Here is a 16800-nt window from a genome sequence, read left to right on the forward strand (position 1 = left end):
GGCGGGGCCTACCCGCTCTCGGCGAGGAACGCATGACCGGACGGCGCTCATCCTGGACCCTGGCGGCCTTTGCCGCGCCCTGCCTGCCGCTGGCCGCGCTGGGCCTGCCGCTGGTGGTCTACCTGCCGGAATATTACGTCAGCGACCTGGGTCTATCCCTGTCGGTGGTCGGTGCGGCCTTCCTGCTGGTGCGGCTGGCCGACATCGTCCTGGACCCGATCCTGGGTGGGGTCATGGACCGCACCCGCACCCGGCTCGGTCGGTTCAGACCCTGGCTGGCCGCCGCCGCCCCGATCCTGATGATCGCCGCCTACGCCCTGTTCATGGCCAAGCCCGGGGTCGGCCCGGTCTATCTGTGGGCGGGGCTGGTGGTCTGCTACGCCGGCTATTCGATGGCGGTGCTGTCGCACACCGCCTGGGGCTCGGTGCTGTCGCCGGATTATCAGCAGCGCTCGCGGATCTATGGCTGGTGGCAGGCCGGCAACGTCGTCGGCATGATCCTGGTGCTGCTGCTGCCGCCGGTTCTGTCGATGGTCTTCAAGAGCGACCATGCCGCCGGCATCCAGGCCATGGGCTGGTTCATCATCGTCCTGCTGCCCCTGACCTTCCTGCTGGCGATCGGCGTGGTCGGCGAGACCAACGTGCCGCCGATCAAGCACCAGGCGGGCCTGCGGCAGTATCTGGGCCTGATCAAGCGGCCGTCGGTCCAGAAGCTGCTGATCGCCGACCTGCTGATGGGCCTGGCGCCGGGCATCGCCGGGGCGCTGTTCTTCTTCTTCTTCGAGCGCATCAAGGGCTTCGACAAGACTTCGGCGGGCGTCCTGCTGCTGGTCTATTTCGTCGCCGCCCTGCTGGGCTCGCCGGTCTGGCCCGCGTTGGCCAGGAAGGTCGGCAAGCACCGGGCCCTGGCCATCGGCTCGGTAGTGTATGCGGTCGTGCAGATCGCCTCGGTCTTCACCCCCGCCAATCAGGGCGGCTTCGGCTTCAACGTCCCGACCGTGATCGGCATGGCCGTACTGGTGCTGGCCGGCCTGCCCTATTCGGCCGCGCCGCTGCTGGTGCGCTCGATGATGGCCGACATCGGCGACGAGGAGCGGCTGGCCAGCGGCGTCGACCGCACCGGCCTGCTGTACGCCATCGTCAACGGCACGGTGAAGCTGGGCTACGCCCTGGCCATCGGCGTCTTCCTGCTGCTGTCCTGGCTGGGATTCGACCCCAAGGTCCCCAGTGTCCAGGGCGACACCGCCCTGATCGCCATGTACGCGGTGGCCCCGGCGGTGCTGGGCCTGCTGGTGTGCGCGGTCATCCTGCGCTATCCGCTGGACGCGACCGCCCATGCCGAGATCCGCCGTCGCCTCGACGAACGGGACGCGGCCGAGCCCCTCCCCAGCCCGACCCCGGAACCGCATGTCGCCCCCCTCGCCGCTCCCAACCCCGCCGTTGAATGATCCTCGAGAGAAGGATCAGCACCCCCTCTTCACCCTGATCGACATCATGGCCAGGCTGCGCGATCCCAACGGCGGCTGTCCGTGGGACCTGGAGCAGACCTTCGCCACCGTCGCGCCCTACACGGTCGAGGAGGCCTACGAGGTCGCCGACGCCATCGAGCGCGGCGATCTTTCGGACCTGAAGGAAGAGCTGGGCGACCTGCTGCTGCAGGTGGTGTTCCATTCGCGGATGGCCGAGGAACAGGGCGCCTTCGACCTGGCGGGCGTGGCCTCGGCGATCAATGACAAGATGGTGCGTCGCCATCCGCACGTGTTCGGCGACCACGCCTATGAGAACCAGGACGCCCAGACCGCCGGCTGGGAGGCGCTGAAGGCCCAGGAGCGCCAGGCCAAGAAGAAGGGCGGCGTTCTCGACGACGTCCCCGCCGGCCTTCCGGCCATGACCCGGGCCGTCAAGCTGACCAAGCGCGCCGCCCGGGTCGGCTTCGACTGGCCCTCGACCGACGAGGTGCTGGACAAGCTGGCCGAGGAGGTCGCCGAGCTGAAGGTCGAGATCGCGGCCGGCGACAAGGCCAAGGCCCGCGAGGAACTGGGCGACCTATTGTTCGTGGTCGCCAACCTGGCCCGCAAGCTGGACATCGAGCCCGAGGACGCCCTGCGCGCCACCAACGCCAAGTTCGCCCGCCGGTTCGCCTTTATCGAGGCGCAGCTGGCCAAGGACGGGCGCACGCCGGACCAGTCGGATCTGGCGGAGATGGACGGGTTGTGGGATGCGGCGAAAGCGGCGGAGAAGGCGCGCTAGCAGGCGCTTGCCCCCTCCGCGCCTACGGCGCTCCTCCCCCACAGGGGGAAGAGCCTGGAGCGTGCGGCTCCGCCCCCTATGGGGGCGGACAGACCGCGAAGCGGTCAGGTGGGGGCAAGTAGGAGACCCTAATCCCCCGTCGCCATCACCCACACATCCGGAAACTGCCGCTCGAACCGGCCCAGGGCCTGGGCGTCGAGGCGGGCGATCAGGCGGACGCCGCCTTCGGTCTCGTCCTCGCGGCTCTCGACCCGGCCGTTGCGATAGATCCAGGCCAGGGCCTCGCCGTCCGAGGCCGCCAGGCGCACGGCGACCGGCGGGGTGTCGTCGATCAGGCCGCCGACCCGCCTGAGCAGCTCGGGGCAGCCCTCGCCAGTGACCGCCGAGACCGCCGACGCGCCCAGGCGACGAGCCTGGCCTTCGAGGATCTCGCGAGCCTCGCCGTCGACCAGGTCGATCTTGTTCCAGACCTCGATCAGGGTCTTGCCGCCCTCGGCCTCGCCGTCGTCGCCCAGCACCTTCAGCTCGGCCAGAACCTTCTGGACGTCGCGGGCCTGGGAGTCGGTGTCTGGATTGGCCACGTCGCGCACGTGCAGCACCACGTCGGCCTCCTGCACCTCCTCCAGGGTGGCGCGGAAGGCCTCGACCAGCTCGTGCGGCAGGTCGGAGATGAAGCCCACGGTGTCGGACAGGATCGCCGGCCGGCCGTCGGGCAGCTTCACGGTGCGCAGCGTGGGATCCAGCGTGGCGAACAGCATGTCCTGGGCCACGACCGTGGCGTTGGTCAGGCGGTTGAACAGGGTCGACTTGCCGGCGTTGGTGTAGCCCACCAGGGCCACGGTCGGGTACGGGACCTTCTTGCGAGCGCTGCGGTGCAGGGTGCGGGTGCGCCGCACCTCCTCCAGCTCGCGCTTGAGCTTGCCGATCGTGCCGGCGATCAGGCGGCGGTCGAGCTCGATCTGGGTTTCGCCGGGACCGCCGGTGTTGCCGGTGCCGCCGCGCTGGCGTTCCAGGTGGGTCCAGGTGCGGACCAGGCGCGAGCGCTCGTAGTCCAGCCGCGCCAGCTCGACCTGCAGCTTGCCCTCGCGGGTGCGGGCCCGGCGGGCGAAGATCTCCAGGATCAGGCCCGTGCGGTCGATGACCTTGACGTTCAGGGCCCGTTCCAGGTTGCGCTGCTGGACCGGGGTCAGCTGGTCGTCGAACACCGCGACATCGATCTTCTCGACCTCGCAGAGGGCGGCGAACTCCTCGATCTTGCCCTTGCCGAACAGGGTGGCGGGCGTGACGAGGCGCAGGGGCGCGATCGTGGTCTCGACGACGTCGAGGTCCAGCGCGATGGCCAGGCCCACGGCCTCCTCGAGGCGCGCCTTGGGATCACGCGCCTCGAGGGCCGACTGGCCGCGCGTCGGGCGCACGGGATGGATCACGAACGCCCGGAAGATCGGCGCCGCATGGTCGATGGATTTGGAAGTGGATTTGGTCAACCGTGAGGAATCAGTCGTCTTGATCAGCGCTCGGCTCGTACAGCTGCACGGGCTGGGCCGGCATGATCGTCGAAATGGCGTGCTTGTAGACCAGCTGGGACTGGCCGTCGCGGCGGAGCAGGACGCAGAAGTTGTCGAACCAGCTGACAACGCCCTGCAGCTTCACGCCGTTCACCAGGAAGATGGTCAGCGGCGTCTTCGACTTGCGCACGCTGTTCAGGAAGGTGTCCTGAAGGTTTTGTTTTTTCTCGGTCGACATGGGGATTCCCCTCTTATTGTTTCGGAGGGCCACACGCCCCCCACACAAACAAGGTCAGACTAAAGCATTTTTCGCCGGTTGGTATGACCAATCGGCAAAGAAACCGCGCCAAGGTTCGAAACCTGGTTTTTGCGGCCTAGATCGCGGCGGCCTTGGCGCGCTCGATATAGAGACGCCGAAGCCGCGTCGCCACCGGGCCGGGCTTTCCGTCGCCGATTTGCGTCCCGTCGACGCTGACGATCGGCAGCACCAGCGTGCCGGCGCCCGTGATGAAGGCCTCGCGGGCGGCCTTGGCTTCCTCAACGGTGAACGGTTGCTCGGCCACCGGCAGGCCGGCCTCGGCGATCACCTCCAGCAGGCTGGAGCGGGTGATGCCGCGCAGGATGTTGGCCTGGGTGTCGCGGGTGCGCAGGCGGCCCTCGGCGTCGACGATCCAGGCGTTGGACGAGGCGCCCTCGGTGACCAGGCCCAGCTCGTCCACAAACCAGGCCTCGACCGCACCGTGCTCGCGGGCGACCTGCTTGGCCAGGGCGTTGGGCAGCAGGCCGATCGACTTGATGTCGCAGCGGCCCCAGCGGGTCTCCGGCACGGTGACCACCGACTGGCCCTTGGCGGCCTTGGCCTCGGCGGCGACACGGTCGACGCTCTTGGCGGTGATCACCACGGCCGGCGGCACGGCGGGATTGGGAAAGGCGTGGTCGCGCGGGGCGACGCCGCGGGTGACCTGCAGATAGACCATGCCCTCGCGCACCTTGTTGCGGCGGACGGCTTCGCGCAGCACCATGGTCAGGGCCGCCTGGCTCATCGGATGGGCGATCTTCAGCGCGTCCAGGCTGCGCCACAGCCGCGTGAAGTGCCCGGCCGCATCGGCCAGCTTGCCCCCGAACACCGCCCACACCTCATAGACGCCGTCGGCCAGCTGGTAGCCGCGGTCCTCGATATGCACGGCGGCCTCGCCGTGGCGGACAAAGCGGCCGTTGACGTAGGCGAAACGCGACATGTCTTGAATTCCCTTCCAGACGCCCATCCGAGCGCCAACACACTCAAACCGCTCGTTCCGGCGTTCGTCGGGATGAGCGGAGTTTTGCTACTCTTCCTCTTCCACCCGGGCGCCGGCGACGCCGAGGGATTTCAATTTTCGGTGCAGGGCCGAGCGCTCCATGCCGATGAAGTTGGCGGTGCGCGAGATGTTGCCGCCGAACCGCAGGATCTGGGCGTTGAGATATTCCCGCTCGAACAGCTCGCGGGCCTCGCGCAGCGGCAGGGCGATGATCCGCTCGGCCCCGATCGCCCCGGCGTTGCCGCCGGTCGGCTGTTCGTTGGCGTTCAGCATCTCGGCGGTGATCAGGTCGCCCGGTTCGCCCGAGGCGAGGATCAGCATCCGCTCGACGTTGTTGCGCAGCTGGCGGACATTGCCCGGCCAGGCCTGCACCTGCAGCGTGGCCAGGGCGTCCTCGCCCAGCCGCCGCCGCTGCAGGCCGGTGGCCTCGCAGATGCGGTCGACGAAATAGCTGATCAGTTCGGGAATGTCCTCGCGGCGCTCGGACAGGCCCGGCACTCGCACCGGCACCACGTTCAGGCGGTGGAACAAGTCTTCACGAAAACGCCCGGCGGCGATCTCGTCGCGCAGATCGCGCGAGGTCGACGAGATCACCCGCACGTCGACCTGGACGTCGTTGTCGCCGCCCACCCGCCGGAAGCGCTGCTCGACCAGGACCCGCAGGATGCGGCTCTGGGTCTCGCGCGGCATGTCGGCCACTTCGTCGAGATAGAGCGTGCCGCCGTGGGCGCGTTCGAACACCCCGACCTTGCGCGTCCGGCCGTTCTCGCCCTCCTCGCCGAACAGCTCGACGTCCAGCCGTTCGGGGGCCATGCCCGCGGCGCTGACCGCCACGAACTCGTTGCGCGAACGGCTGCTGGAGCCGTGGATTAGCCGCGCCACCAACTCCTTGCCCGAGCCGGGCGGGCCCGAGACCAGCACCCGGCTGTTGGCCGGGGCGACCTTGGCGATCAGCTGGCGCAGCGCCTGGGCCGCCGCCGACTTGCCCATCAGGCCGTCGGAGCTGAAGCTCTGCACCCGCAGGCGGCGGTTCTCGCGCTTGAGGTTGGCCGCCTCCAGGGCTCGTTCCACCACCAGCAGCAGGCGATCGGACTTGAACGGCTTTTCCAGGAACTCGTAGGCCCCGCGCTTGATAGCGCTGACGGCGGTCTCGATGTTGCCGTGGCCCGAGATCATGATCACCGGCAGGTCGGGGTCCAGGGCCTTGACCATGTCGAGCAGCTCCAGCCCGTCCATGCCGCCGCCCTGCATCCAGATGTCCAGCACCAGCAAGGCGGGCTTGCGGGCCCGCAAGGCGGCCAGCGCCTGGTCGGAGTCGGCCGCCACCCGCACCGCGTAGCCTTCGTCCTCCAGGATGCCGGCCACCAGTTCGCGGATGTCGACCTCGTCGTCGACCACAAGCACGTCAGCGCTCATATCATCTCCTCTACGCCGTTCTGGGCGTTGGCGGCGGCGAGCCGCGCGGTCGTGGGGAACTTCAGGATGACCCGGGCGCCGGTTCCGTTCAGCGCGTCGGTCAGGACCAGTTCGCCTTCGTGGTCCTCCATGATCCGCTTGACGATCGCCAGCCCGAGGCCGGTGCCCTTCTCGCGGGTCGTGACATAGGGTTCGGTCAGCCGGTCGCGGTCGCGGGTCGGCAGGCCCACGCCGTTGTCCTCGACCACGATGCACAGGTGCTCATCGTCCGAGACCAGGCTGGCGACGATGCGGCCCGGCGGTTCCGGCGAGACCTGGCGACGGGCGCCGACCGCCTCGCCGGCGTTCTTGAGGATGTTGGTCAGGGCCTGGCCGACCATCCGCGCGTCGCAGCTGATCCACACCTCGTCGCCGGGCTCCTCCAGCGCCACCTCGGTCTCGGCGTCGACGAAGCGCTGGGCGAACACCGCTTGGCGTAGCATCTCGGTCAGGTCGGCCGGCGCGAAGCGCGGGGCGGGCATCCGGGCGAAGGCCGAGAACTCGTCGACCATCCGGCCGATGTCGCCGACCTGGCGGATGATGGTCTCGGTGCAGCGGTCGAAGGTGTCCAGGTCGCTGGTGATGTCCTTGCGGTACTTGCGGCGGATCCGCTCGGCCGACAGCTGGATGGGGGTCAGCGGGTTCTTGATCTCGTGGGCGATGCGCCGGGCGACGTCCTTCCAGGCGGCGTTGCGCTGGGCGGCCATCAGGCGGGTGATGTCGTCGAAGGTCAGCACCAGGGTCTCGGCCGCCTGGCCCGCGCCGCGGAAGCGCAGCCGCCGCGTCTCGCCGCCGCGCATCACGTCGATCTCGACCTCGGCGTTGGGGCGGCCGCCGCTGATCTCCTGGATCACGGTCTCCAGTTCCGGCGCGACCTCGACCAGGGGCTGGCCCACGGCGCTCTCGTCCAGGGCCAGCAGGTCGCCGGCCCGGCGGTTGAGGGCGGTGATCCGCCCCGCGGCGTCCAGCCCGACCACCCCGGCGCTGACGCCCGACAGCACGGTCTCGATGAACTGGCGGCGCGACTCGGCGTCGAGGCTGGCCACGCGCAGCGCCGCCTGCTGGGCCTGCAGGTCGGTGGTCATCATGTTGAAGGCCACCGACAGGGCGCGGATCTCCTCGGGGCCGGCCTCGACATCGACCCGGGCGTCCAGATCGCCGGCCGAGACTCGGCCGGCCGCCTGCACCAGGCCAGAGACCGGACCCGCGATCGAATTGGCGGCGGCGATGCCCACCCAGACGGCGGCGACCAGCACCAGAAGCGCGGTCTCGATGTAGCTGAGGCCGAAGATCACCTGGATTCGGTCGCGGTTGGTGGCCGCCTCGCGGTACGAGATCAGCGATTCCTCCGACTCGATCAGGTGGGCCAGGATGCCTTTGTCGATCGGCCGGGCCACATAGAGATAGGCGTCCGGAAAGGCCTTCAGCCGATAGAGGGCCCGGAACAGGTCCTCCTCGACGAAGCGTTGCGAGGTGATGTCGCCGTCGTCGGTCCGGCGGAAGCTCGATGGCGGCGGAGCCAGGAACGGCGGCGCCGTTTCGGTCTCGGCCCGAGCCAGAATGCGGCCGTCGCGATCCAGCACATAGGCGGCCGAGAAGCCGTTCTCCTCCATGTGCTCCTTCATGTAGTGCCCGAAGGCGACCGGCGATTCGGCCAGGGTCGGGGCGGCCAGGTTCAGCACGCCGGCCATCGGGCCGACGTGCTGGCTGATATATTCGGTCTGCTCGCTGACATAGGAGCGGGCCACGGTCGCCGAGTTCTCGACCACGGTGCGCACGCGCTCGCTGAACCAGGCGTCGACGCCGCGGCTGACCAGCACGCCGAAGAACAGGGCCACGATCACGGCGGGGGCCACGGCCGCCACCGAGAACAGGCCCACGAACCGCAGGTGCAGGCGCGCGCCGGCGTCGCTGGCCCGGGCGTCCACCAGATCCAGCAGCCGCCAGCCGACGATGCCGGCGATGCAGAGAATCAGGGCGAGGTTGAAGCCCAGGACGCCGAGGATGATCGTCGTCGTCGGTCCGATCGGGCCCGTGGCGGGCGGCGAGGCTGCGAGGAACACCGCCGTGGCCGTCAGGGCGATGGCCAGGCCGTAGGCGCCGCCGAGCGTGAAGCGCGACCGCAGCAGTTCGCGCCACCAGGCCCGGCTGAAGCGGGTCGGCGGTCCTTCAAGCTCCAGCACGGATGGAACGGACGCCATTGACCAAGTTTAAGGGGGACTGTGCCCCAAACTCAACAGGTATGTGCCAATTAAGCGTCAGCGGTGAACCGCGGTCCGGCGCTAACGCCGGCCGCGAGTCATCTCCACGCCCAGGTCCTGGATCTTCTTGCGCAGGGTGTTGCGATTGAGGCCCAGGATCTCGGCGGCGCGCACCTGGTTGCCGCGGGTGGCCGACAGGGTCAGCTGGATCAGCGGACGCTCGACCTCCTGCAGCACCCGGTCGTAGAGGCCGGCGGCCGGCACCCCGTCCGGCTGGTCGGCGAAGTGCGACGACAGGTGGCGTTCGACCAGGCTGGCCAGGGTGACCGGCCCTTCGTCGGCGTGGGCGGCGGGGGTGTGGTCCTGCAGCTCGCGATCGACGATCCGGGCGGTGATCAGCTCCTCGGCGTAGAGGGCGCACATCCGCCGGACCAGGTTCTCCAGCTCGCGCACATTGCCGGGCCAGGCGTGGGTCTTCATCCGGTCCAGGGCGCTGGAATCGATGGTCTTGGCCGGCAGGCCCTCGCGGTTGGCGCGCAGCAGGAAGGTGCGGGCCAGGTCCGGGATGTCCTCGGTGCGGTCGCGCAGCGGCGGCAGGCGCACGGGGGCGACATTGAGGCGGAAGAACAGGTCCTCGCGGAACAGCCCCTGCTGGATCAGGCCCCGCAGGTCGCGGTTGGTGGCGGCGATGATCCGCACGTTCGGCCGGCGGCCGGTCTTGGGGTTGAGCACCGGCTCGGTGCCGTCGATCACCCGCAGCAGGCGCGTCTGGGCGTCCAGCGGCATGTCGCCGATCTCGTCGAGGAACAGGGTGCCGCCGTCGGCCTCGATCAGCCGGCCCTGGTCGCCCTCCCCGCGCCCGAACAGCTCGGTCTCGACCCGCTCGCGCGGCACCGCCGCCAGGTTGATGACCACGAACTTGCCGTCGCGGCGGCGGCCCAGCTCGTGCAGGGCGCGGGCCACCAGTTCCTTGCCGGTGCCGCTTTCGCCGAGGATCAGCACCGTCAGGTCGGCGCCGACCAGGCGGGCGATCGTGCGATAGACCTCCTGCATCGGGGCCGAGCGGCCGATCAGCGGCAGGCGCTCGTCGCGCATCGCCCGGGCCTGGGCCTTGGAGGCCTCGGCGTCGGCCGGCCGCGACAGGGCCCGCCGAGCGGCGGCGGTGACGTCGTCGAGGTCGAAGGGCTTGGAGATGTATTCGAAGGCGCCCGCGTCGGCGGCGTTGACCGCGGTCAGCAGCGTGTTCTGGGCGCTCATCACGATGATCGGCAGCTTGGGCCGTTCCTTGCGGATGCGCGGCAGCACGTCGAAGACGTTCTCGTCGGGCATCATCACGTCGGTGACGATCAGGTCGCCCTCGCCGTCCGTCACCCATTTCAGCAGGGTGGTGGCGTTGCCGGTCGCGCGCACCTGATAGCCCAGTCGAGTGAAGGCCTGGCTGAGCACCAGCCGCACCGAGCTGTCGTCGTCGGCGATCAGGATCTTCTTGCTGGCGGCGTTCATGCGTGGGCGTCTCCAGTGGAGGGGGCAAGCTTTCCGGTGGCCATGGGCAGCAGCACGCGGAACACCGTGCGGCCGGGCTCGGATTCGAAGTCGATCAGGCCGCCGTGGCTGGTCACCAGCTTGGTGACCAGGGCCAGGCCCAGGCCCGTGCCGTTGGCCTTGGTGGTGACGAACGGCTGGAACAGGTGGTCGCGCAGGCTGGCGGGCACGCCCGGGCCGTTGTCCTGCACGCGGATCTCGATCGGCGCGCCGGCCGTGGCCTTGCCGTCGGCCCCGCGCACCCGGACGCCGGGCCGCCAGGCGGTGTGGATCGACAGGATGCCCTGGCCGTCGCCGCGCATGTGGGCGGCCTCGGCGGCGTTCTTGACCAGGTTCAGGAACACCTGGATCAGGTGGTCTTCGTCGCCCCAGACGTCCGGCAGCGACGGGTCGTAGTGCTCCTGCAGCGCCAGGCCGTCGGCGACGCCGTTGACCACCAGGGCCCGGACGCGGTCCAGCACCTGGTGGATGTTGACCGCCTCGCGCGGGCCCGGGACCTCGTCGGAGAAGGCCTCCATGCGGTCGACCAGGCGGCGGATGCGGTCGGTCTCGTCGACGATCAGCTGGGCCAGGGGCTGGTCGGCGGCGCTGGCCCCGGTCTTCAGCAACTGGGCCGCGCCGCGGATGCCGGCCAGCGGGTTCTTGATCTCGTGGGCCAGCATGCGGCCCAGGCCGACCACCGAGCGCAGGCCGGCGGCGTCCGAAGCCCGCTCGACGCCCAGCACGCCCTTGACGTGCAGGGTCATCAGAACCGAGCCGTCGCCCAGGGGCGCGGCGGCGCCGTCGGCCTCGAACGGCGGCTGGCCGAACAGGTTGACCTCGACCCCGTGCTCGCGAACCAGGGCCCCTTCGAACAGGGCGCGATCCATCATCGAGACCAGCACCGAGCCCGGCGGCAGGGCGGCGCGGAACCGGCCTTTCGCCAACAGGGCCAGGCCTTGGCCGAACAGCGCCTCGGCCGCCTCGTTGACGGCGACCAGCGCGCCCTCGTGGTCGACGACCAGGGCGGGTTCTGGGCTGAGGTCGAAGGCGGCGACCTTCAGGCCGTCGGCGACCTTGGCGGAAACGGCGCGGGCGTGATCGCTCATGCGGCCAGCCTCCGGTTGTCCAGCCACAGGGCGGCCAGACCGTCCTCGATGGCGGAGGGATCCTCCAGCCGGCACAGGGCGGCGCGGGCGGCGCGGCGCGCCTCCTCGCCGTCCGGCCAGGGCGCGGCGTCGATGTAGGAAGCCAGGTGCTTGCGGAACATCTTCAGGCCCAGGTTCTGGCCGTAGAAGTTCAGGCTGCGGCGGAAATGGGTGACGGCGATGGCCAGGCGTTCCTCGGCGTCCGGCTCGCGAAAGCCGTCGCCGTTCAGCGCCGCCTCGATGGCCTGGGCGATCCAGGGCCGGCCGCAGACGCCACGCCCGATCATCACGCCATCGGCGCCGGACTGCTGGAGGGCCTGGCGGGCGGTGTCGCCGTCGACGATGTCGCCATTGACCAGCACTGGGACCGAGACCGCCGCCTTGACGGCCGCCACGGCGCTCCAGTCGGCCACGCCCTTGTAGAACTGGCAGCGGGTGCGGCCGTGGACTGTGATGGCCTGGGCCCCGGCGTCGACGGCCCGGCGGGCGATGTCGGCGGCGTTGCGGCTGTCGTCGTCCCAGCCCAGGCGCATCTTGACGGTGACCGGCACGTCCACCGCCTTGACAGCGGCGGCGACCAGGGCCTCGGCAAGGTCCGGTTCGCGCATCAGGGCCGAGCCCGAGGCGACGCCGCCGGTGACCATCTTGGAAGGGCAACCGAAGTTCAGGTCGATGATCTGGGCCCCGGCGTCGGCGGCCATTCGCGCGCCCTGTCCCATGAAGGTTGGATCGCGGCCGACCAGCTGGACGACCATCAGCGGCAGGCCCTCGCCCACCGCGGCGCGGCGCACCACGTCGGGACGACCCCGAGCGAACTCGGCGCAGGCCACCATCTCGGTCGCCACATAGGCCGCGCCCAGGCGGGTGGCGGTTTCCCTGAAAGGCAGGTCCGAAACGCCCGTCATCGGCGCGATCCATACGCGCCCAGGCACTTCGACCTTGCCGACTGTGAGGCCGTTGCTCATTTTCTATGCATCCCCATCGCACTGTTTTTAGGCAATTTGTGCGGCGCCGTAAACCCTTCATTATTGGACAACCGTCGCCTAGCGGCTAAACAGCCACGATGAGCTTCTCCGCCGTCATCGTCGCCGCCGGTTCCGGGACCCGCGCCGGGCCCGGCCAGGCCAAGCAGTGGCGCATGTTGGCGGGCAAGCCGGTGCTGCGCTGGTCGGTCGAGACCTTCATTAACCTAGGCGCGCAAGATGTTGTGATCGTGGCGGATCTTGGCGCGCGCACAACGTTGGGTATCGCGTTGGCGGGTCTGGAGGGCTGGACCACCGTGGCCGGCGGCGCGACTCGCGCGCTCTCGGTGCGGGCCGGTTTGGCCGCCCTCGCCGCTCGTCCGGCCGATGAACCCGTGCTGGTCCACGACGCCGCGCGCCCCTTTCTCGGCGCCGCAACAATCCAAGCGGTGCTGAAGGGCCTGGAGAACGCCGATGGCGCGATTCCGGCCTTGCCGGTGGCCGATACGCTGAAAAGCGGGGCGGCCGACGGGGCGGTCGTCACCACCCCGCGCGACAATCTCTGGCGCGCCCAGACCCCCCAGGGTTTCCGCCGCGACCGCCTGCTGGCCGCCTACGCCGCCTGGACCGGACCGAGCGAGCCGACCGACGACGGCCAGGTGGTCGAACAGGACGGCGGCCGCGTGGTGGTGGTTCCTGGCGACCCGATGCTGATGAAACTGACCTATCCGGAGGACTTCGCCATGGCTGAAACCTTAGCCGGCCGCGCACGGGTCACCCGCATGGGCCAGGGCTTTGACGCTCACCGCTGGGGGCCCCATCCTGAAGGTAGGGGCGAATCCGTCTGGCTGTGCGGCGTCGAGATCGCGCACGATGAAACCTTGATCGGCCATTCCGACGCCGACGCCGGCCTGCACGCCCTGACCGACGCAATCCTCGGCGCGATCGGCGAGGGCGACATCGGCGACCACTTCCCGCCCACCGACCCGCAGTGGAAGGGCGCGTCCTCCGATCGGTTCCTGGCCCACGCGGTCGACCTGGTGCGCCAGCGCGGCGGGACCCTGGTCAATGTCGACGTGACGCTGATCTGCGAGCGTCCGAAGATCAAGCCGCACCGCGCGGCGATGCGCGAGCGCCTGGCCCAGATCCTGGACCTTCCCCTCAACCGGGTCAGCGTCAAGGCCACCACCACCGAGGGCATGGGCTTCACCGGCCGCGGCGAAGGCCTGGCCGCCCAGGCCATCGCCGTGGTCGAGACGCCGGCTTAGGTTTCCGCCACGATAGACCGACGCAGGAGTCCCCGATGTTCCCGCTCGAAATCCAGACCCTGGCCCGCCTGCTGATCGACGAGGCGCGGGAGAAGTCCCTGCGGCTGGTCACCGCCGAAAGCTGCACCGGCGGCCTGGTGGCGGGGGCGATCTGCAACATCTCCGGCGCTTCCGACGTTTTCGAGCGCGGCTTCGTCACCTACACCAACCGCGCCAAGTCCGAGATGCTGGGCGTGCCGGGCGACCTGATCGCCGACCATGGGGCGGTGTCGGAGGTGGTGGCGCGCTGGATGGCCGAAGGCGCGCTGGAGGCCAGCAACGCCCACGTCGCCGTGGCGATCACCGGCGTGGCCGGGCCCGGCGGCGGCTCACCGCTGAAACCGGTCGGCACGGTGCATTTCGCCGTCGCCCGCGCCAACCGCTCGGTCGTCCATCGCCACGAATTGTTCGACGGCGAGACGCGCGAGGGGGTGCAGCTGGCGGCGGTGCGCACGGCGCTGGAGATGCTGCGCGAGGCGGTGGCCTAGATGCCGGAGGCCGCGCCCAGCGACTGGCGGCGTTTCGTCGGGCTGGAGCTCTCGCGAAGCGCCCTGGCCAAGGCGGCCGCCCGCAAGACCGAGCTGCGCCACGCCGTCCGGGTGTCGGCGGCGGTCGTGGCGGCCTACGCCCTGGCCACCTTGCTGCGCCTGCCCCAGGGCTACTGGGCGGTGTTCACCGCCGTGATCATCGTCCAGTCCAGCCTGGGCGCCACCATCACCGCCTCGATCGAGCGGCTGATGGGCACGGCCGTCGGCGCCGTCGTCGGCGCCGGCGCGGCGATGCTGCACGCCCGCTGGCCCGAGGCCGGCGGACCGATCCTGGCGCTCACCGCCGCTCTGCTGGCCTTCCTGGCCGCCGTCCGCCCGGCCTTCAAGGTGGCGCCGGTGACCGCCGTGATCATGCTGATCGGCACGACCACCCACATGGACCCGCTGGTCGCCGCCTTCCTGCGCGTGGCCGAGATCACGGTCGGCAGCGTGGTCGGCATCGCCGCCACCCTGCTGATCTTCCCGGCCCGGGCCCACGCCTCGGTGGTCGACAGCACCGATACGGTGGCGGGCCTGCTGGCCGAGCTGCTGGAGCACTACGCCTTGAAGCTGAAGGGCGGCGCGACCGAGCTGGACGCCCGCGGCCACTACGACGACACGCTCAAGGCCTTGTCCAAGCTGCAGACCGCCCTGACCGAGGCCGAGCGCGAGAGCGCCAGCCGGCTGAGCGACCATTCGGTCACCGACGCCCTGCCCCGCACCCTGTGGAGGCTGCGCAACGACAGCGTGATGATCGGCCGGGCGCTGCGCGAGGCCTTCCCCTCGCCGGGCCTGGCCCTGCCCTCGGCGGCCATGCTGAACGCCAGCGCGACCTTCCTGCGGGCTTGCGCGGCCCTGCTGTCGGGCGGCCCGCGCCCGGACCGCCTGGCCTTCGCCGAGGCCCACCAGGCCTTCCAGGCGGCGGTGGAGACGCTGCGGGCGGGCGGCGGCACGCGGGCCCTGGCCTTCGACGACGCGGCCCGGGTGTTCGGCCTGGTGTTCGCGATCGAGAACCTGTTCGGCAATCTCGGCGACTTCGAGGAACGGGTCGAGGAGACGGTCGGCAAGCGGGGGTGAGCGCACCGTGCGTCCTTCGAGGCTCGCCTGCGGCTCGCACCTCAGGATGAGGAATTCACAGCCAAAACGCTCCTCATCCTAAGGCGCCCGCGCAGCGGGCCTCGAAGGATTCAAGGAAGCTCCCCCCTACCCCGCCAGGTACGGCTTGTGGCTCTTTTCCTCGACGATGTCCGAACCGGCCAGCAGGTTGATCTGGCGCTTCACGGCGGCCCGGCGGTCGTTGTCGATATAGACCCGCCGGGCCAGCTCGACGAACTTCGGCCCGAAATCCTGGCGGCGCTCGCAGTCGCGCTTGCCGTCCTCGATGTCCCAGAGGGCGGCGTTGATCTCGGTCAGCTGGGCGATCAGGTCTTCCAGTTCCGGCGAATGCTGGAGTTCGCGCGCCGCGGTCTCCTCCAACAGGGCCAGCTCGGCCTTGACGTTGGCCTCCTTGGCCGGATCGCCGATCCTCAGGGCCTTGACCCGCAGGATGGTGATCTTGTCGATCAGTTCGCCGGCCGAGACGGGCGCCAGGATGGGCATTTTCAGGAAACTCCGGCGATCAGGCGTTGCAGGGCCGCGTCCACCACATCCAATGGCAGGGCGGCCATTTCGTGTCCGTAGTCCTCCGCGATCAGCAGCTCAAGGCGTTCGGCGGCGGGGCGGAACTTGACGGCCTTGCGGCGGTCCTTCTGCAGCGACAGCAAGGGCGCGCCGCCGGCCGCCAGCATGTGGCCGGGACCGGCGTCGTTGGCGACCGCGGCAGTCAGGCGGCCCGCCAGGGCGATGGCCAGCAGCGGCCCCTTCACCCCCGGAAAGCCGTCGGTGCGGTCCGCCTCTGGAAACAGAGCCTCGGGGACCGCCTCGCGCGCCGCCTGGACGTCGGCCGCCTCGTCGGGGCCGAAGAAGAACACCGCCTTGCGGCCGGACGCCTCGATGCGGCGGGCCAAGTCCAGGTAGCGCTCCAGCGGCCAGCGCTTGTCCTGGCCGCCGGCCCCGGGCGCCAGGCCGACATAGACCGGACCGCCGTAGTAGGCGGTCGGCAGCAGGGCGCGAGCGGCGTTGGCGGCGTCGGGATCGGTCAGGGCCAGGGGACGCGGCGCGCCGGCGCCGTCCGTGGCCAGGGCCAGCAGCCGGGCCAGGCGCTCGGCCACGGCGACCGGCCAGTCGGGCTTGCGGGCCTGGGCCGCGGCCGAGACGAAGGCGCCCTTGGCGGCCCGCCGGGCCACCAGGCTGCGGCGCAGGTTCTCCTGGGTGTCGATCACCAGGTCGAAGGTCCGCCCGCCGAACGGCCTGACCCACGGCAGCACGTCCAGGGCTGCGTCGCCCGTCGGGCCGTCGGTCAGGATCTCGTCGACATAGCCCGCCACCACGGCCTTCAGCGGCCCGGCATAGACCGTCTGGCCCTTGGCGGCGCACCAGGTGATCCGCGCCTTCGGAAAGGCGGCGCGAAGGCCCGCGATGAAGGGCAGCTTGATCAGGCCGTCGCCGATCACCTCGCCCATGGAATAGATCAGGATCGACTGGACCATGCCTCGGCTTAGGCCGCGGTCCGCGCAAGGGTCAACGG

General features: G+C 70.2%; 15 protein-coding genes and 1 pseudogene. 6 read left to right on the forward strand and 10 right to left on the reverse strand.

Features of this window, described 5'->3' with window-relative positions:
- Nucleotides 1-32: 32 nt before the first annotated feature.
- Entirely contained in the window at nt 33-1448 is a 1416-nt protein-coding gene (locus J2X41_RS00440) for an MFS transporter (RefSeq protein ID WP_310078763.1), read from the forward strand.
- Nucleotides 1408-2250 carry a nucleoside triphosphate pyrophosphohydrolase gene (gene mazG, locus J2X41_RS00445; RefSeq protein WP_310078764.1) on the forward strand — a complete coding sequence of 281 codons (843 nt, stop codon included), beginning with the start codon at nt 1408-1410 and terminating at the stop codon, nt 2248-2250. The genes J2X41_RS00440 and mazG overlap by 41 nt, the downstream gene beginning before the upstream one ends.
- Nucleotides 2251-2378: 128 nt before the next feature.
- On the opposite strand, the gene hflX is transcribed toward mazG, so the two are convergent.
- From hflX to dusB, 8 genes are all read right to left on the reverse strand, one after another.
- Nucleotides 2379-3734 (reverse strand): GTPase HflX, encoded by a 1356-nt coding sequence (hflX, locus tag J2X41_RS00450; RefSeq protein WP_310078765.1) that lies wholly within the window; start codon nt 3732-3734, stop codon nt 2379-2381.
- A gap of 10 nt (nt 3735-3744) precedes the next feature.
- Nucleotides 3745-3993, reverse strand: coding sequence for an RNA chaperone Hfq (hfq, locus tag J2X41_RS00455; RefSeq protein ID WP_012286640.1), 249 nt, complete (start codon nt 3991-3993; stop codon nt 3745-3747).
- A 136-nt stretch (nt 3994-4129) separates the two neighbouring features.
- Complete coding sequence (locus J2X41_RS00460; protein WP_310078766.1) at nt 4130-4993, reverse strand: D-amino-acid transaminase; 864 nt, start codon at nt 4991-4993, stop codon at nt 4130-4132.
- An 87-nt stretch (nt 4994-5080) separates the two neighbouring features.
- The gene (locus J2X41_RS00465) at nt 5081-6469 is read right to left on the reverse strand and encodes a sigma-54 dependent transcriptional regulator (protein WP_310078767.1); all 1389 of its coding nucleotides are present in this window, start codon (nt 6467-6469) and stop codon (nt 5081-5083) included.
- Nucleotides 6466-8709, reverse strand: a complete 2244-nt coding sequence (locus J2X41_RS00470) for a PAS domain-containing sensor histidine kinase (RefSeq protein WP_310078768.1) — start codon at nt 8707-8709, stop codon at nt 6466-6468. Before J2X41_RS00470 ends, J2X41_RS00465 begins: the two co-directional genes overlap by 4 nt.
- An 81-nt stretch (nt 8710-8790) precedes the next feature.
- Nucleotides 8791-10212, reverse strand: a complete 1422-nt coding sequence (gene ntrC / locus J2X41_RS00475; protein ID WP_310078770.1) for a nitrogen regulation protein NR(I) — start codon at nt 10210-10212, stop codon at nt 8791-8793.
- Nucleotides 10209-11339 carry an ATP-binding protein gene (locus J2X41_RS00480; protein WP_310078771.1) on the reverse strand — a complete coding sequence of 377 codons (1131 nt, stop codon included), beginning with the start codon at nt 11337-11339 and terminating at the stop codon, nt 10209-10211. The genes ntrC and J2X41_RS00480 overlap by 4 nt, the downstream gene beginning before the upstream one ends.
- On the reverse strand, nt 11336-12343 hold the full coding sequence (dusB, locus tag J2X41_RS00485; protein WP_310078772.1) for a tRNA dihydrouridine synthase DusB: 1008 nt from the start codon (nt 12341-12343) through the stop codon (nt 11336-11338). Before dusB ends, J2X41_RS00480 begins: the two co-directional genes overlap by 4 nt.
- 98 nt (nt 12344-12441) lie before the next feature.
- Here dusB and J2X41_RS00490 point away from each other — a divergent pair, with 98 nt between their 5' ends.
- From J2X41_RS00490 to J2X41_RS00505, 4 genes and pseudogenes are all read left to right on the forward strand, one after another.
- A complete protein-coding gene (locus tag J2X41_RS00490; protein WP_310078773.1) occupies nt 12442-13608 on the forward strand; it encodes a bifunctional 2-C-methyl-D-erythritol 4-phosphate cytidylyltransferase/2-C-methyl-D-erythritol 2,4-cyclodiphosphate synthase in 1167 nt (388 codons plus the stop codon).
- 35 nt (nt 13609-13643) lie between these two features.
- Nucleotides 13644-14135 carry a CinA family protein gene (locus J2X41_RS00495; protein WP_310078774.1) on the forward strand — a complete coding sequence of 164 codons (492 nt, stop codon included), beginning with the start codon at nt 13644-13646 and terminating at the stop codon, nt 14133-14135.
- Nucleotides 14136-15251 (forward strand): FUSC family protein, encoded by a 1116-nt coding sequence (locus J2X41_RS00500; RefSeq protein ID WP_310078776.1) that lies wholly within the window; start codon nt 14136-14138, stop codon nt 15249-15251. It abuts the gene before it with no gap.
- A gap of 27 nt (nt 15252-15278) precedes the next feature.
- Nucleotides 15279-15376, forward strand: a pseudogene (locus J2X41_RS00505) (hypothetical protein); the annotation flags it as partial.
- Between the two features lies 1 nt (nt 15377).
- Here J2X41_RS00505 and J2X41_RS00510 read toward each other — a convergent pair.
- On the reverse strand, nt 15378-15773 hold the full coding sequence (locus tag J2X41_RS00510) for a hypothetical protein (RefSeq protein ID WP_310078777.1): 396 nt from the start codon (nt 15771-15773) through the stop codon (nt 15378-15380).
- 2 nt (nt 15774-15775) lie between these two features.
- Nucleotides 15776-16762, reverse strand: coding sequence for a glycosyltransferase family 9 protein (locus tag J2X41_RS00515; RefSeq protein ID WP_310078778.1), 987 nt, complete (start codon nt 16760-16762; stop codon nt 15776-15778).
- Nucleotides 16763-16800 lie beyond the last annotated feature (38 nt).

It is taken from the genome of Caulobacter sp. BE254, assembly GCF_031457295.1.
In the GTDB taxonomy this organism is placed as follows: domain Bacteria; phylum Pseudomonadota; class Alphaproteobacteria; order Caulobacterales; family Caulobacteraceae; genus Caulobacter.